Genomic DNA, 12,849 nt, shown 5'->3' with positions numbered 1-12,849 from the left:
TCTCCTCAGGCGGTCGTCGGCAGAGTGACCTGGCCGCGATAGAGCAGCCGCACCCCGTCGGACCCGATCGCGGTGCGGCCGTGCAGCGTCCGCTGGTTGTCGATCACCAGCAGGTCACCGGTCTGCCAACGATGCTGATAGAGGTAGCGCGGCGAGTGCAGGTGCGCTGACAGCTCCGCGAAGAATGCGGCGGAGTCGTGGGCGTCCATGCCGGCGACGCGCACCTGCCAGCCCTGCGGCACATCCGGCGGGAATCCGAGTGCCAGGTTCAGTGAGCGCACGCGGCCGTAGTCGCGGGTGGTCGGGATCTCGTACCAGTCGGCGGGCACCTGCGGGAAGTAGCCGCGTTCCTCGACGAGGTATTCGAGCCGGCCGTCGGCGAGAACCTTGCCGAGGTGCGCCGGGATCTCGCGCCACGCGGCGAGCTGGTCGCACACCGTGGTCTCGCCGGAACCGGGCTCGTCGGCGAAGTCCTTGGCGTACAGGACGATCAGGTCGACCTGCTCGCCCACCAGCAGTCCGTCGGTGTGCAGCGGGAGGGGGCCGCGGCCGGTGACGACCTTTCCCTCGTCCCTGGAGGCGTTGAGCAGCAGCAGATCGGCCTGGCCTTCGCCGAACTTGTGATCCACGGTCTGGCCGAGGAGGTGGACGAGTCGTTGGAAGGCCTCCTCGGTGAAGTCCAGGCCGCGGGTCAACGCGGCCCCGCTGGTCAGCGCCGCCTCCTGGGACCGCCGGGCCAGCTCTTCGACGGCCTCCCCGGGCGGCGACGTCAACACCGTGCCAAGACCCGAGCCGGTCAGTGTGTTCTCGGTCATCACCATCTCCTCGTTCATCGGATCGCGGCGAGCGCGCGTGCGTAGACCTCGTCGGGGTTCCAGTCGTCGAGGTGTCCTTGACCGGCCAGCGCCAGAAGGTCGGCGAAGCATGCTTGGTAGACGCGGGAGGGGTCGCTCTGCCCGGAGTCCGCAGCGAGCCGCCGCCGCACCCCGTCCTGCAGGTTCCCACCGTGGTGTACGGCGATCTTGCGGCGCCACGCGATGGCGGGGGTGACGTGGGCGGCCATCGCGGTCCGCAGATGGAACTTCTCCCGGCCGTCGCGGACCTTGCACGCGGGAGTGGTCTCCAGCGCGGTGCGCATCACCGGGAGCGTCCAGAACGGGTGGAACGTCTCGACGTCGTACGCCAGCGCCATCCGGTTGGCCAGCTCACCACTGGTTCGGGTTCGCGCGACCGCCTCGATGCCCTGGCCGATCAGCTCGTCCGGGTGCTCGAACGGGGTGAAGAGCCCGGCATTGATGAGGTCGCTGCCGTACCCGGTGAGCAGCACGCGACCCGGTTCGAGGACGCCGGACTGGTAGAACGCCGTGGCCGTGAGCGCGACCTCGACCACCTCCGGCGTGGTCACGCCGAGCCAGCGGACGGCGGCCGGGACGGCACGGATGATGCTGTCCTCGTCGAGCAGCAGCGGATGCAGTTTGAGACCGGCGACCTCGCACAGCTCCGCGGCGTCGGAGAACTCGTCTCCCCAGGGGGTTCCGACACTGTACGGACGCACGTCGAGGTTCCGCGCCGCGGCCAGGTAGGTCACGGTGCCCGAGTCGATCCCGCCGGAGAGCAGCGACGCGTACGTGGCCTCGGGGCGGGCGGCGGAGATGCCGGCGATCACCGCGTCCAGCTCGGCCAGCTGCGCCTGCCCGGCGGCCAGCGGATCGTCCCGAAACGGCGTGCGGAACTGCTCGAGGAAGTCCTCGGCTCGCGGGGCGGTGCTGGTCAGCCAGCCCGAAGCGGTCCGGGCACGGCGCTGCCGGACCGAGTGGTCCAACCGTCGGATCCCGTCGACCAGCGTGGCTTCCGGATCGGTGCCCGCAGGAGCCGAGCGCACGCGGGCGGCGGAGCCCCACGCGGGCAGAATAGCCGCGGCGAGCAGCAGGTCGGTGAAGAAGGCGAAGCCACCGGTCGCGGGGTCCTCGGCGACATAGATGGCGTCCTCGTTGAACACTGAGGTGAACGCGGTCACGGCGTCCTCGGCCACCTGCAGCACGGTCCGCTGCGCCGGTTTCGTGGGCAGCTCCCCGAGCGCGGGCGCCGCCGTCAGCGTACGGACGTCGATGTCGAACGGCGCGGCTGAGGGCAGCCCCGCCGCGAGGCCACGGTGGTAGACGAACAGATCACCGACCTCGACGCACGCACCCATCGGCTCAAGTCCGGTGACGCGCCGGTTGGCGACGACCACCCAGCCGCCGCTCATGCCTTGCCCACGATCCGGCGCATTTCCCGCTGCGGCCGCCCCGAGGCGAATCCTGCCCGATGTGATCTCTTCGCGTTGTCCCGTAGAACGTGCAACCCTTGGATGTAGTCGCGGTTCATCTGCGGCTTCGTGTTGCGCACGGCCGCCGGGTTGTAGTCGGCGAAGGCCGCCGCGCGGGCCAGCGCGGTCGGTAGCACCTCGGCCGCGGGCACCACCCGGTGCAGCAGGCCGTCCCGCAGGGAGGGCTCGGCGGGCCACTCGTCACACGACAGCAGCATGTTCTGCATGACCGAACGCCCGGCCGAGCGTTCCAGCATGAACGCGCCGAAATTGCATGCGATACCGACCTTGAACTCAGGCATGCGCAGGATCGACGAGTCCGCACCGACGCGGTAATCACACGTCAGCAGGAGTTGCAGACCGATACCGATGGCGTAACCCTCGACGGCGGCCACTGTGGGTTTGGTGACTTCGAGGCTGGCGACGTAGAGCTCGGTGATGTTGTCGATCCACTCGTCCACCTCGTCACCGCCCGAGAAGTGGCTGACCTCGTGGAAATCGCCACCCACGGCGAAGGAGTTGCCCTCGCCGCCGTGCAGCACCACGGCGGCGACCGCGTCGTCGGCCTCGAGCTCGCGGAGGATCCCGGTGAGTGCGCGCATCCGGCCGTTGCTCATCGCGTTAGATTGGTGCGAGCCCTCGAACGAAACCTGCGCGACGCCGTCCTTCGTCACCACGGTGAAGGTGTCACGGGGCTGTATGTCGACAGCGTTGTTCATCAAGCTGGTCCTCCATGATTTTCGGGGTAAAGATGGCGCACAATCGCGCATCTCCCCGGGTGAAGCACGATGATTACTCGTCCATAAACACGGTGATCACCCTTCCGCCAACGTTGCCGGAATAGGCCGCACAAACGGGGTTTCACCCCAATACCGTTCGAGTTCTTCGCTGTGGCGCGTACGTTCGGCGCACATCCTTAGCATAGCCATTCATCGATAGAGCCGGTGGCCCGTTCCAGCGCGTCCTGGGTCCTGCAGCACCTCTCCCGCTTCCCGTCGGGCAAATCCGATCGGCGACTTCTGCGCGCCCGCCACGCCGCCACCGTGGCGGCTCCTGCTGCGTCAGGAGGAGCTTGACGTCGGCACCGGGCGGGTCGGTCGACCCGCTCGAGCGGCGAGTCCGGCGGAGACCCGTCCGGTGCCGACCTCCTCGACCGGTCCGGTAAGCCGGACCGCGCCGCCGGCGTCGACGGACACGGTGACGGCACCACCGCGCATCCGGACGTCGACCTCGTCGCCCACCAAACCGAGACGCCGCACCGCAGCTGCCGCCGCGCAGGCCCCGCTCCCCGACGCGAGCACTGGCCCGGCACCGCGTTCCCACACCACGACCTTGAGCGAACTCCGATCGCGCACTACCGCGAACTCCACGTTGACCCGGGTGCGGAACGCAGAGTGCCGGCCGATCAGCGGCCCCAGCTCCCGCGCGGCCGACTCGTCGTCGGCCGGTAGGACGACGACCGCGTGCGGGTTTCCGTTGTGGACGCAGGTCACCCGGAGGGTCCGCCCGGCGACGGGCAACGGATGGTCGACGACCGGGCCGGAACCCCCGACCAGGCCGACGGCGTCCGCGTCGAAATCCGGACGACCCAAGTCGATCGACACCAGCCCTGTGGACCGGTCCAGTACCCGGACACTGGTATGGCCGAACCCCGTGTCCAGCACGAACTCCGTACCGCCGCCTCGGGACAGGTGCAGGGCGAGAATGCGCAGCCCGTTCGCGCTCCGCTCGCACGGGCTCCCGTCCGGGTTGAACAACCGGACCGGCATGGGCTGGCCCGCGCCCGCGGGCGGTCCCCGGAAGACGATTCCGTCCGCGCCGATCCCGAAGTGCCGGTCGCACATCGCGACCGCTGTCGCCGGTGCGGCGGGCAGCGCGTCCTCGGGATCCACGACCAGGTAGTCGTTGCCCATCGCCTGGTACTTCGCGAAGCGCGGAAGGCCTTCCCCTTGCAGCGAGGTCACCTGCGGCTGCCGTCAGCCCACCGCGCGCCGGTCTCGGCGAACCGCTCGTCAAGGTAGCGCGCGGACGAGTTGAGCCGCCACAGGGTCCCGCGTGCGATGCCGATGCGCATGGCCTCGGAGGTCGCCGCCGGCTTCACCACGTTGTGGAACCACCCGGCTGCGTGCTGGGAGTCGACCGTGATGTGCAGCCTGTGGTAGGTGATCCCGACCTCCGGCAGCCCCAGTCGCTCCCATGCGCGCACGACGCACACGAACCGGTCCGGCACCAGCCACTCGGTCATCCCGAGGTAGCCGACCGCCTCGGCGTACCGGCACCGGTAGCGCGACAACATCACCGCGAGGTTCCCGGACAGCAGCGCCGTGCCCGTGAGCTGGTCGGCGACCTCCTCCTCCCGCACGTCGAAGACCTCGAAGATCCGTCTGAAGAGCGTGGTGTGCACCTCGTCCGGCCGGCCGTTGCCCATTTCGTCCCAGTAGTTCGCCGCGATCTCCAGCTTCGCGGCACCGTCGGTACCGACCTGCATGAGGGCGAGCAGGTCGTCGAACCTCGCGTCGATGACCGACTCCTGGATCATGTACCGACGCAGGTCCTCGGAGTCTGCGTGGTTGCTGATGAAATCGGTGTAGTAGGGATGCTTGTACACCCGGTGCTGCTTGGCCAGCGCCTTCAACCAGGAGACGTAAGCGGCCGGTTCGGTCGGCATGCCGTCCAGCAGGCCGGCTTCGATGCGGGCATCCTCTGCGGCGCCGGTGGCGGACTCCACCAGGCGGGCGATCTCGTGAATCACGACCGATCCCTCAGCGCTTGGTTCACCCGGAGCGATCCGCAACCCGAGATCATAGATTCGGGCGAGGAGCTGTTGCTGCTGCAGAAATGCATCCGGGTCACCGGCGGTAGCGCGGTCGTTCAGCTCTCCCACCCGTTCGAGAACCTGTTCCCGCAGCTCACCGCGCACCGCGCGGTCAAGCTGATCCGCTGATATCGACAGCCAATCCGAGATGTCGTCGACGACAGAAGCTGTTCGTTGCACGGTCGTACCCCCATGGAAATAATGTGTCGTCTGATATCAGTCTCGCGCCGCGGAGGGCTGCCATTCCTCGACCTCGACGCGGTTGTCGTGGTACACCGCACCGCCGCCCATGTCGGCGTCCCGCTCGTTCACCGTCGCGTTGACGGTCGAGCCGCCTGTGAGCTTCATCCAATGGCCCTTTGTGGTCGCTACGACTCCGCTGCGGACGTGTGCGGAGGCGTGCGCGGTGGAGACGAATGAACCGCGGTCGTTGAAGACCACGACCGGTGTGCCGTCGGTGAGCCCACGAGCCGCCATGTCGTCCGGGTGCAGCTCGACCCGGGGCGGACCAGCCCGGCGCCGCAGTTCCGGCTTGTTGGCGAAGACCGAGTTGAGGAAAAAGTGCGAGGCACCGGCGATCAGCGAGAGCGGGTACCGCGCGGCCAGTTCCGGGTCGGTCGACTCACGTGGCGGCGTGTATCCCGCCACTGCCTCGAACCCGGCCTCCACGGCTCGCTCGGACCGGAATTCCAGTTTGCCGGACGGTGTCGGGAAGCCGTCGGCGAACGGCACGAAATCGGCCGGATAACTCAGTCTCACCCACCCGTCTCGGCGCAGGGACTCGACATCGATACCGTCCAGCGATGGATGGTCCGAGGCCAGCAACTGGGCCGCCATCTCCTGGTCCGAATCGTAGAGTCTCGGCTCGGACAACCCCATGTGCCTGGCGATTCGGCGGAACGTCTCCGTCGTGGACAGGCAGTCGCCCGGAGGGACCGTCGCCGGCTCGTTCCACGCGAGGTACATGTGGCCGTAGCCGTCGAGGACGTCCAGGTGCTCGGTCTGCATGGTCGCGGGCAGCACGATGTCGGCGTAGTCGGCGGTGTCGGTCTGGAAGTGGTCGACGACCACCGTGAACAGGTCTTCGCGGGCGAGCCCCTGGCGAACGCGCTGCTGATCGGGGTTGCTGACCACCGGGTTGGCCCCGTACACGAACAGCGCCTTGACCGGCGGGGTCAGGTCGAGGAGGTTCTGGCCGAGCCGGGTCATGGAGAGCCGCCGCACCGGCGCCGCGCGCAGGTCGCTGCCGAGGAGTGCCTCCCGGTTCCCGCCGAAGTATCCGTCGGTCGAGTAGGTGAGGCCACCACCGAGCCTGCCCCAGTCACCGGTGACGCCGGGCAGGCAGGCGAGCACGCGGACGGCTGCGCCGCCGCCCGCATGGCGCTGCATCCCGCTGCCGGCGCGGATGCCGGTGGGTCTCGTGGTGGCGATCCGTTCCCCCAGCTGCTCGATCTGCGCGCGGGAAACGCCGGTCAACTCCGCGGTCCGTTCCGGAGGGAACTGCTCGATGCGGGCGTGGAACTCGGGCCACCCCAGTGTGTGGTCGGCCAGGTAGCCACGGTCCGCCCCGCCGGCGGCGACCACCACGTTGAGCAGGCCCAGCGCGAGGGCGGCGTCGGTACCGGGCCGCGGTGCCAGGTGCTCGTCGGCCTGCTGGGCGGTCCTTGTGGCCACTGGGTCGATCGCAACGACGTGCGCGCCCTGCTCGCGCGCCTTGTTGATGAACCGCCACTGGTGATGGCTCGTGGTGAGGGTGTTGACGCCCCACAGCAAGATCAACCGTGAGTGGGCCAGCGACTCCGGATCGATGCCCCGGTGGGTGCCGGTGGCGAGGTCCGCGCCGACCAGCCCAGCCGCCGAACAGATCGTCATGTCGTGCTCGGAGGCGCCGAGCACGTTCCACAACCGTGCGCCGGCCTGGCCCTGGAGCCCTTGGAGGTACCCCAGGTTGCCCGTTCCCTGGTACGGCCAGATCGACTCGCCGCCGTACTCGTGACGAACCCGGTTGAACCGTTCGGCGATCTCGTCGAACGCCGAGTCCAGGCTGATCCTCGTGAACCTGCCGGTGCCCTTCGGGCCGGAGCGACGCAGTGCATGACGGAGACGATCGGGCGACGCCGCGTGGTCGAGGTACTGGTTGACCTTCACGCAGAGAGTGCCGTGGGTGAAGGGGTGCTCGGGGCGACCGCGCAACGTGACGGCGACACCGTCGCGGACGCCCACTATCCAACTGCAGGCGTCCGGGCAGTCCAACGGGCATCCACCCGCAACCTCACGGTCGACCACAGTGACACGTCCACCCGTCGCCTTCATGGCGCCAAGGGTTCGCTGTCGAGCACCGCCTGCTCGTACTCCTCACCGTACTTACCCCGTGACCAGCGCGAGAACGCGGCGATGATGATGTCGCGGTGCCCCTCCTGGCCGGGGGTAGCCGGGTGCAGATCTGTGACGTCGTGTGCGACGGCGCGGTCATCGAGCAGCGCAGCCTGGCCAGGCTGGACGGTGCCACGCCAGAACGGCTCGGAGGAGTCGAGGGCCTTCCACAGCCGCATCTCACCCCCGGCCACATTGTGCCTGTTGAAGACCAGGATCCCGACGTACTCGTGCCCGTCCCTGTGGACGCCCTCCGGGGTGACCAGCCCGGGTTTCGCCTCCGTGGCGCGGCTGCGGTTCTGATGAACGTTCACCTGCCAGCTCTCGGAACGGTCCAGCGGCAGACTGGCGGCCACCGCGTGCACGTAGGGGAGGAAGTCGGCCTGCAAGGGCTCGTACTCGCGCAGGATGCCGCCCGCGACCGTGTTGTGCTGGCGGGACTGGCTGTAGGCGCGGTGCGCGAGCAGCTCGAACGACCAGGCGTCGGAGGTGTGGTCGAGCTTGTACTGCGAGAAGCGCTTGTAGCGCGTCTGGTTTCCCATGTAGACATCGAGCGGGAGATTGTCGTAACTGTCCAGCACCTCCCGCGAGATCGGAGGCAGATCGATGATGTCATAACCGTCGGCGAGTGTTGACATGCAACCTTCCGTTCTGTTCAGCAGTGTTCGGGAGAAGTGCCGATTGACCGAATCGGGGTGGCGGCGAGTTGATTCAGGGGTCGTCGTTGTCAACCTGATTCGTCGCCGACTCGTTCCTCGTCCTATGATGACCTAAGCATCCATATTGGACTATGCGAATAGTATTCATTGGACCTCGTGGGCGTCAAGACCGTCCGTACGAAACTTTGCTTACCGAAAATGTTCAACGGCAAAAGGACGCCCGGAAGCCCGCGATACCGCTAGCATCGAGGACCGCCCGCCGACCTGATCAGAAGTACCTGGTCAGCTCTCCCCGGCGCCGGATGTCGAGAGAACAGCAATGCAGTCCGCCCCCGAGGGAACGGCCGTGCCGGAACCGCACGGGTACCGGCTCCACCCCGGCCTGTTCCAGCTGACGCATTAGGGAAACCTGGGTGGACGGGACGAGCACACGATCCGGGCCGAGCGCCAGGAGGTTCATCCCGACCCAGCGAGAAGCGCGTGGCCAGTCGAAAGCGAAACCGTCATCCTCGATATCGGTGACCCACAGTGTCTTCCAACTCTGCAGCGGGCTCGGTATCATTTCGGGCTTCATTTGAGAGGCATTGGCCAACAGCAAGCCCGGCCGAAGGATGTGCAGTGTCGTGTCCACGTGATCGGCGCAGATGGACATCTCGTGCACCGTGAAATCCGGCCCCAAAGCTCGCTGGAGCCAAGTCGCACCTCGCCGGTTACCGGTGCTGCTGACGTTGAAGAAAATGTCGTACCCGCATCTCAAGAGGTTTGCGGCATCGAACAAGGGTTCATCGTCGGCAACTACGGAGGCATTCGACTCGTAGATGTACGTGGAGTCAGGCAGCCTCGGCTTCGGCGCCGACAGCCATCGAGCTCCGGAATCGAAGTACTCGCGCAGCAGGTCGCGAAACGGGAAGACCTCGAAGTACCGGGACCGCATCGGCATCGGGACCTCGATCAGCATGTCACCGATGACCGACAGGCAGTCTCGCGGCATGAGCGCATGCATCGCGACGGACGCCCAGTTCGGTGACGAATACTGCTGTCCCGGCACCGGGCGTTCGGGGCGTCGAACGGCGACACCGTGCGACTCGAGTACCGCGGTGAGATCGCGAAGGTCCTCTTCCGCTTCGTCGACGACTCGATCCAGCATTGCGCTGGGGATCTTCTCGCGCTCCGCCTCGTCCGGTCGTTCGAAGAAGTGGCGGAGGGAGGGGTCCACGGGCGGGGGGGTGAAGCCGACGGCTGTGCCCAGCACGACCTCCTCCAGCGGGTCCCAGTCGTTACTGCTCCACACAGCGTTCACGGTCATCGGCAATCCCCTCGATCAGGTGGCAGTAGCCGGGCACGTCCACGCCTTTGAGGTCGCGCGCAGTTGGATCAACGCCCACCGGCGTCAGAATTCCGGGGCTGTGTCAGTTCGGGAGCCGGGGTCTCGGGCGAAGACCGCTTCAGCTCACACGGACGCGGTCGCCGAACCGCACCGAGCCCGCACAGATGACTTTCGCGTACACCCCGAAGTTGGTGTTTCTCCCCTTGGCCAGCACCCGGAGGACCTCCTTGTCGCGGGGCACGCCCGGCTGCGGCAGCGTGACCGTCACGCACCGCTCGGTCTGCTCGGTGATCTCAAGTCTCGTGGTCTCCCCGATGGACACCTCGCGGCCGATCCAGTCGTCCTCGAATCCCGGCCCCCACTTCCCGGCGATGACGATATTGGGCCGGAAGCGGGCCACCGGGACCACGGTTCCTCCCGGCACCTCGGCCGCCAGCGCGGTGAGGGACGAACGTGAGATCAGGTGGACCGCGCCGATGTCGAAGTGAGGTGTGCCCGACTCTCGGGCGGCCCGCACCGGCTCACCGGCCAGCGCCGTGAGGGCCGCGTCCAGGTCGGGGTCGCCGGCAGCCAGCACGGCGCCGGTCGGCGTGTGAACCTCGACGCGACCGTGGCGTGTGCGCGCCGCGTAGGCGAGCAGGCCGTCGAGGCGACGGACGTGCTTCCAGGTCTTGCAGCTGCCCACCCGCCCATCCGGGAAGGTGGCGGCCCACTCGCGGTCGCCGGCCATTCCGCGGCCGTCCAGCCGTACGTCATCGACCGTCTCGCCCCGCATGGACTTGAACGGATACCGGTAGAGCGCTTCGACTGTCGCCTCGACAGCGGACACGAGAGACTCCTTCGCGCGAGGCCCGGACGGTTGGCCGGGCCGGGTCATCGGTCGAACAGCACCAGGCTGGCCAGGGCGATGAGGACGGCGCTCGACAGGTAGTTGAGCGCACGCCCCACCCGGGGACGTGTGGCGATCTTGGAGGCCAGGGTGCCTCCGGTCACCCCGACGGTGACGTCGATGGGCAGGGCGGTCAGCGGAACGATCAGGCAAAACCCGATCAGGACCAGCAGGCCCGGATCGTCGAGACTGACGATGATTTGCGGGACCAGGGCGAGGAAGAAGGTGACCGTCTTCGGATTCGTGCCCTCCACCACGAAGCCCTGAAGGTAGCTGCGCAAGCCGGACACCCTGGCCGGTCTCTCGGTTCTTACCGTGAACGGCTGGTCACGGAGCCCCGAGATGCCCAGATAGAGCAGGTACGCGGCACCGGCGAACCGCAGCACCGTGAAGGCCAGCTCGGACGAGGCGATCAGGGCGGACGCGCCGATCGCCGTCAGGAGCGCCCACATCGCACTCCCGCTAGCCAGCCCGAAGGCCGCGAACACTCCGGCGATCCGCCCGTTGACGACGCTGCGCGACATCACGTAGAGGATCGACGGCCCGGGGCTCAGGTTCAGCAGGAACGCACTGAGAGCGAACGAGGCAAGGATGGTGAGCGTCAACTTGCTGGCCTTTTCTGCTCAGGAAAAACGTCGCCGGCGCGACGGAGTCACAGGTACGTCTCGAGTCCGCCGCGCCGGCGGACGTCCAGCGAACAGCAGTGCAGTCCGCCGCCGAACGTGCGGCCGTGCCGGAAGCTGGTGGGGACCGCGGTGATGCCGGCGTTCTCCAGCTGCTTGATCACCCGGGTCTGGTTCGCCGGCACCACGACCGTGTCGGGGCCGAGGGCCAGAATGTTCATGCCGACCCAGACGGACGCGCGCGGCCAGTCGAAGGCATAGCCGTCGTCCTCTGGTGTGTCCACCCAGATGGTCTTCCAGGACCGCAGCGGGCCGGGAATCCGATCCGGGGTGAGGCGTTCCGAGTTGGCCAACAGCAGCCCCGGCCGCAGGATGTGCAACGTCGTTCCGACGTGATCGCTGCAGATGGAGATCTCGTGCACCCGGAAGTCCGAGCCCAGCTGCCGGCGCAGCCAGGCCGCCCCCCGCCGGTTGCCGGTGTTGCTCACGTTGAAGAAGATGTCGGTCCCACACCGGAGCATGTTGGCCGCGTCGAACAACGGCTCATCCTCCGCCACGACCGAGGCACCAGGTTCGTACACGTAGGTCTCGTCGGGCAGCAGGGGCTTCGGCGCCGAGAACCAGGAGGCGCCCGCGTCGAAGTACTCCCGGAGCAGGGACCGGAACGGGGCGGTCTCGAAGTAGCGGGCACGCATCGGCATCGGCGCCTCGATGACGCGGTCGCCGATCACCAGCAGGCAGTCCCGTGGCATCAGCGCGTGCATGGCGACGGATTCCCACTCCGGAGTGGCGTAACGCCGGCCCACGGTGGTCGTGTCCGGACGGCGCACCCGTACACCGGCACTCGTCAACGTCTCGGTCAGCTCGGCGAAGTCCTCCTCGGTCTCGTCCACCACGCGTTGCAGCGTGCCGGCGTCGATCCGCTCGTCCCCGGCGTCCGCCGGGGGCTCGAAGAAGTGCCTCAGCGAAACGTCCACCGGAGGCGGGGTGAGGCCGGCCGCGGAGCCCAGAACGACCTCCTCCAGCGGATCCCAGTCGTTGACACTCCAGACGGTGTGCGTCATCACTGCTCCTTGGGTTGACTCGGGCGGAAGCTGAGGCCGAAGGGCTGATCCGTGGGCATGAGCTCGATGAGACTCACGTTGACTCGCTGAGGCTGGGAGATGCACCACTCCACCGCCTCGGCGATGTCCTGCGGGGTGAGCGGGTCGCTACCGTCGTACAAGGCGTCTGCCCGCTCCTGATCCCCGTCGAACCGGGTCAGAGCGAATTCCGTACGGGCCATGCCGGGGGCGATGCAGCTGACGCGGATGCCGCTGCCCTCCAGATCGGTGCGCATGTTGAGACTGAGCTGGTGGACGAATGCCTTGGTGCCGCCGTAGACGTTCCCACCGAGGTAGGGATACACCGCGGCGATGGAGCCGATGTTCACCACGTGGCCGCGGCCGGCGGCCAGCATGACGGGCAGGGCCGCGCGGACGCAGTGCAGGAGCCCCAGCACATTCGTGTCGACCATCTCGCGCCAGTGGCGCAGCTCGGCGTCCTGGATCGGGCCGAAGCCCTTCGAGAGACCGGCGTTGTTGACGAGGACGCCCACATCGGAGAACGGTGCGGGCAGGTCGCCGAAAGCATGGGCGACGGCGTCTCCGTCCCGAACGTCGACGGTCAGCGGATGCACCAGGTCGTGGCCGAGGCGGTCGGCGAGCTCGGTGAGCCGTTCGGTGCGACGGGCCAGCGCCACGACGGGCCGCCCGGTCTTCACCAGTCGCTCGACGACGGCCCGGCCGAAACCCGACGACGCGCCGGTCACTATCGCAGAAGGCAGGTCGGTCACTGTTCTGTACCCTTTCCCGTA

The 12,849-nt window shown here is 67.8% G+C and carries 12 protein-coding genes; all 12 read right to left on the bottom strand.

The genetic code is table 11. The features are described from left to right. Window positions 1-5: 5 nt before the first annotated feature. Complete coding sequence (locus MED15_RS05130) at window positions 6-815, bottom strand: TauD/TfdA dioxygenase family protein (protein ID WP_167457590.1); 810 nt, start codon at window positions 813-815, stop codon at window positions 6-8. A 14-nt stretch (window positions 816-829) separates the two neighbouring features. Then, window positions 830-2,248, bottom strand: a complete 1,419-nt coding sequence (locus MED15_RS05125) for an asparagine synthase-related protein (RefSeq protein WP_112734878.1) — start codon at window positions 2,246-2,248, stop codon at window positions 830-832. Beyond that, the gene (locus tag MED15_RS05120) at window positions 2,245-2,982 is read right to left on the bottom strand and encodes an enoyl-CoA hydratase/isomerase family protein (protein WP_208646510.1); all 738 of its coding nucleotides are present in this window, start codon (window positions 2,980-2,982) and stop codon (window positions 2,245-2,247) included. Before MED15_RS05120 ends, MED15_RS05125 begins: the two co-directional genes overlap by 4 nt. Window positions 2,983-3,369: 387 nt before the next feature. Continuing rightward, the gene (gene dapF, locus MED15_RS05115; protein WP_112734877.1) at window positions 3,370-4,272 is read right to left on the bottom strand and encodes a diaminopimelate epimerase; all 903 of its coding nucleotides are present in this window, start codon (window positions 4,270-4,272) and stop codon (window positions 3,370-3,372) included. Continuing rightward, entirely contained in the window at window positions 4,269-5,060 is a 792-nt protein-coding gene (locus MED15_RS05110; RefSeq protein WP_244220363.1) for an iron-containing redox enzyme family protein, read from the bottom strand. Before MED15_RS05110 ends, dapF begins: the two co-directional genes overlap by 4 nt. 279 nt (window positions 5,061-5,339) lie before the next feature. Then, window positions 5,340-7,436: a molybdopterin-containing oxidoreductase family protein gene (locus tag MED15_RS05105; protein WP_112734876.1), complete on the bottom strand. Its 2,097-nt coding sequence runs from the start codon at window positions 7,434-7,436 to the stop codon at window positions 5,340-5,342. Then, window positions 7,433-8,134, bottom strand: coding sequence for a 2OG-Fe dioxygenase family protein (locus tag MED15_RS05100; protein ID WP_112583133.1), 702 nt, complete (start codon window positions 8,132-8,134; stop codon window positions 7,433-7,435). The genes MED15_RS05105 and MED15_RS05100 overlap by 4 nt, the downstream gene beginning before the upstream one ends. A 289-nt stretch (window positions 8,135-8,423) precedes the next feature. Further along, on the bottom strand, window positions 8,424-9,461 hold the full coding sequence (locus MED15_RS05095; protein WP_112583134.1) for an inosamine-phosphate amidinotransferase 1: 1,038 nt from the start codon (window positions 9,459-9,461) through the stop codon (window positions 8,424-8,426). A gap of 139 nt (window positions 9,462-9,600) precedes the next feature. Then, window positions 9,601-10,311 (bottom strand): MOSC domain-containing protein, encoded by a 711-nt coding sequence (locus MED15_RS05090; RefSeq protein ID WP_167457589.1) that lies wholly within the window; start codon window positions 10,309-10,311, stop codon window positions 9,601-9,603. A gap of 44 nt (window positions 10,312-10,355) precedes the next feature. Next, window positions 10,356-10,976, bottom strand: coding sequence for a LysE family translocator (locus MED15_RS05085; RefSeq protein WP_112583136.1), 621 nt, complete (start codon window positions 10,974-10,976; stop codon window positions 10,356-10,358). Window positions 10,977-11,023: 47 nt separating this feature from the next. Continuing rightward, the gene (locus MED15_RS05080; RefSeq protein WP_112583137.1) at window positions 11,024-12,058 is read right to left on the bottom strand and encodes an inosamine-phosphate amidinotransferase 1; all 1,035 of its coding nucleotides are present in this window, start codon (window positions 12,056-12,058) and stop codon (window positions 11,024-11,026) included. Beyond that, entirely contained in the window at window positions 12,058-12,828 is a 771-nt protein-coding gene (locus tag MED15_RS05075) for an SDR family NAD(P)-dependent oxidoreductase (RefSeq protein WP_112583138.1), read from the bottom strand. The genes MED15_RS05080 and MED15_RS05075 overlap by 1 nt, the downstream gene beginning before the upstream one ends. Window positions 12,829-12,849 lie beyond the last annotated feature (21 nt).

Origin of the sequence: Micromonospora noduli, from assembly GCF_003264475.1 — a bacterium.
In the GTDB taxonomy this organism is placed as follows: domain Bacteria; phylum Actinomycetota; class Actinomycetes; order Mycobacteriales; family Micromonosporaceae; genus Micromonospora; species Micromonospora noduli.
Note: the sequence above shows the minus strand (reverse complement) of the source record. Positions and strands in the feature narration are given on the sequence as shown.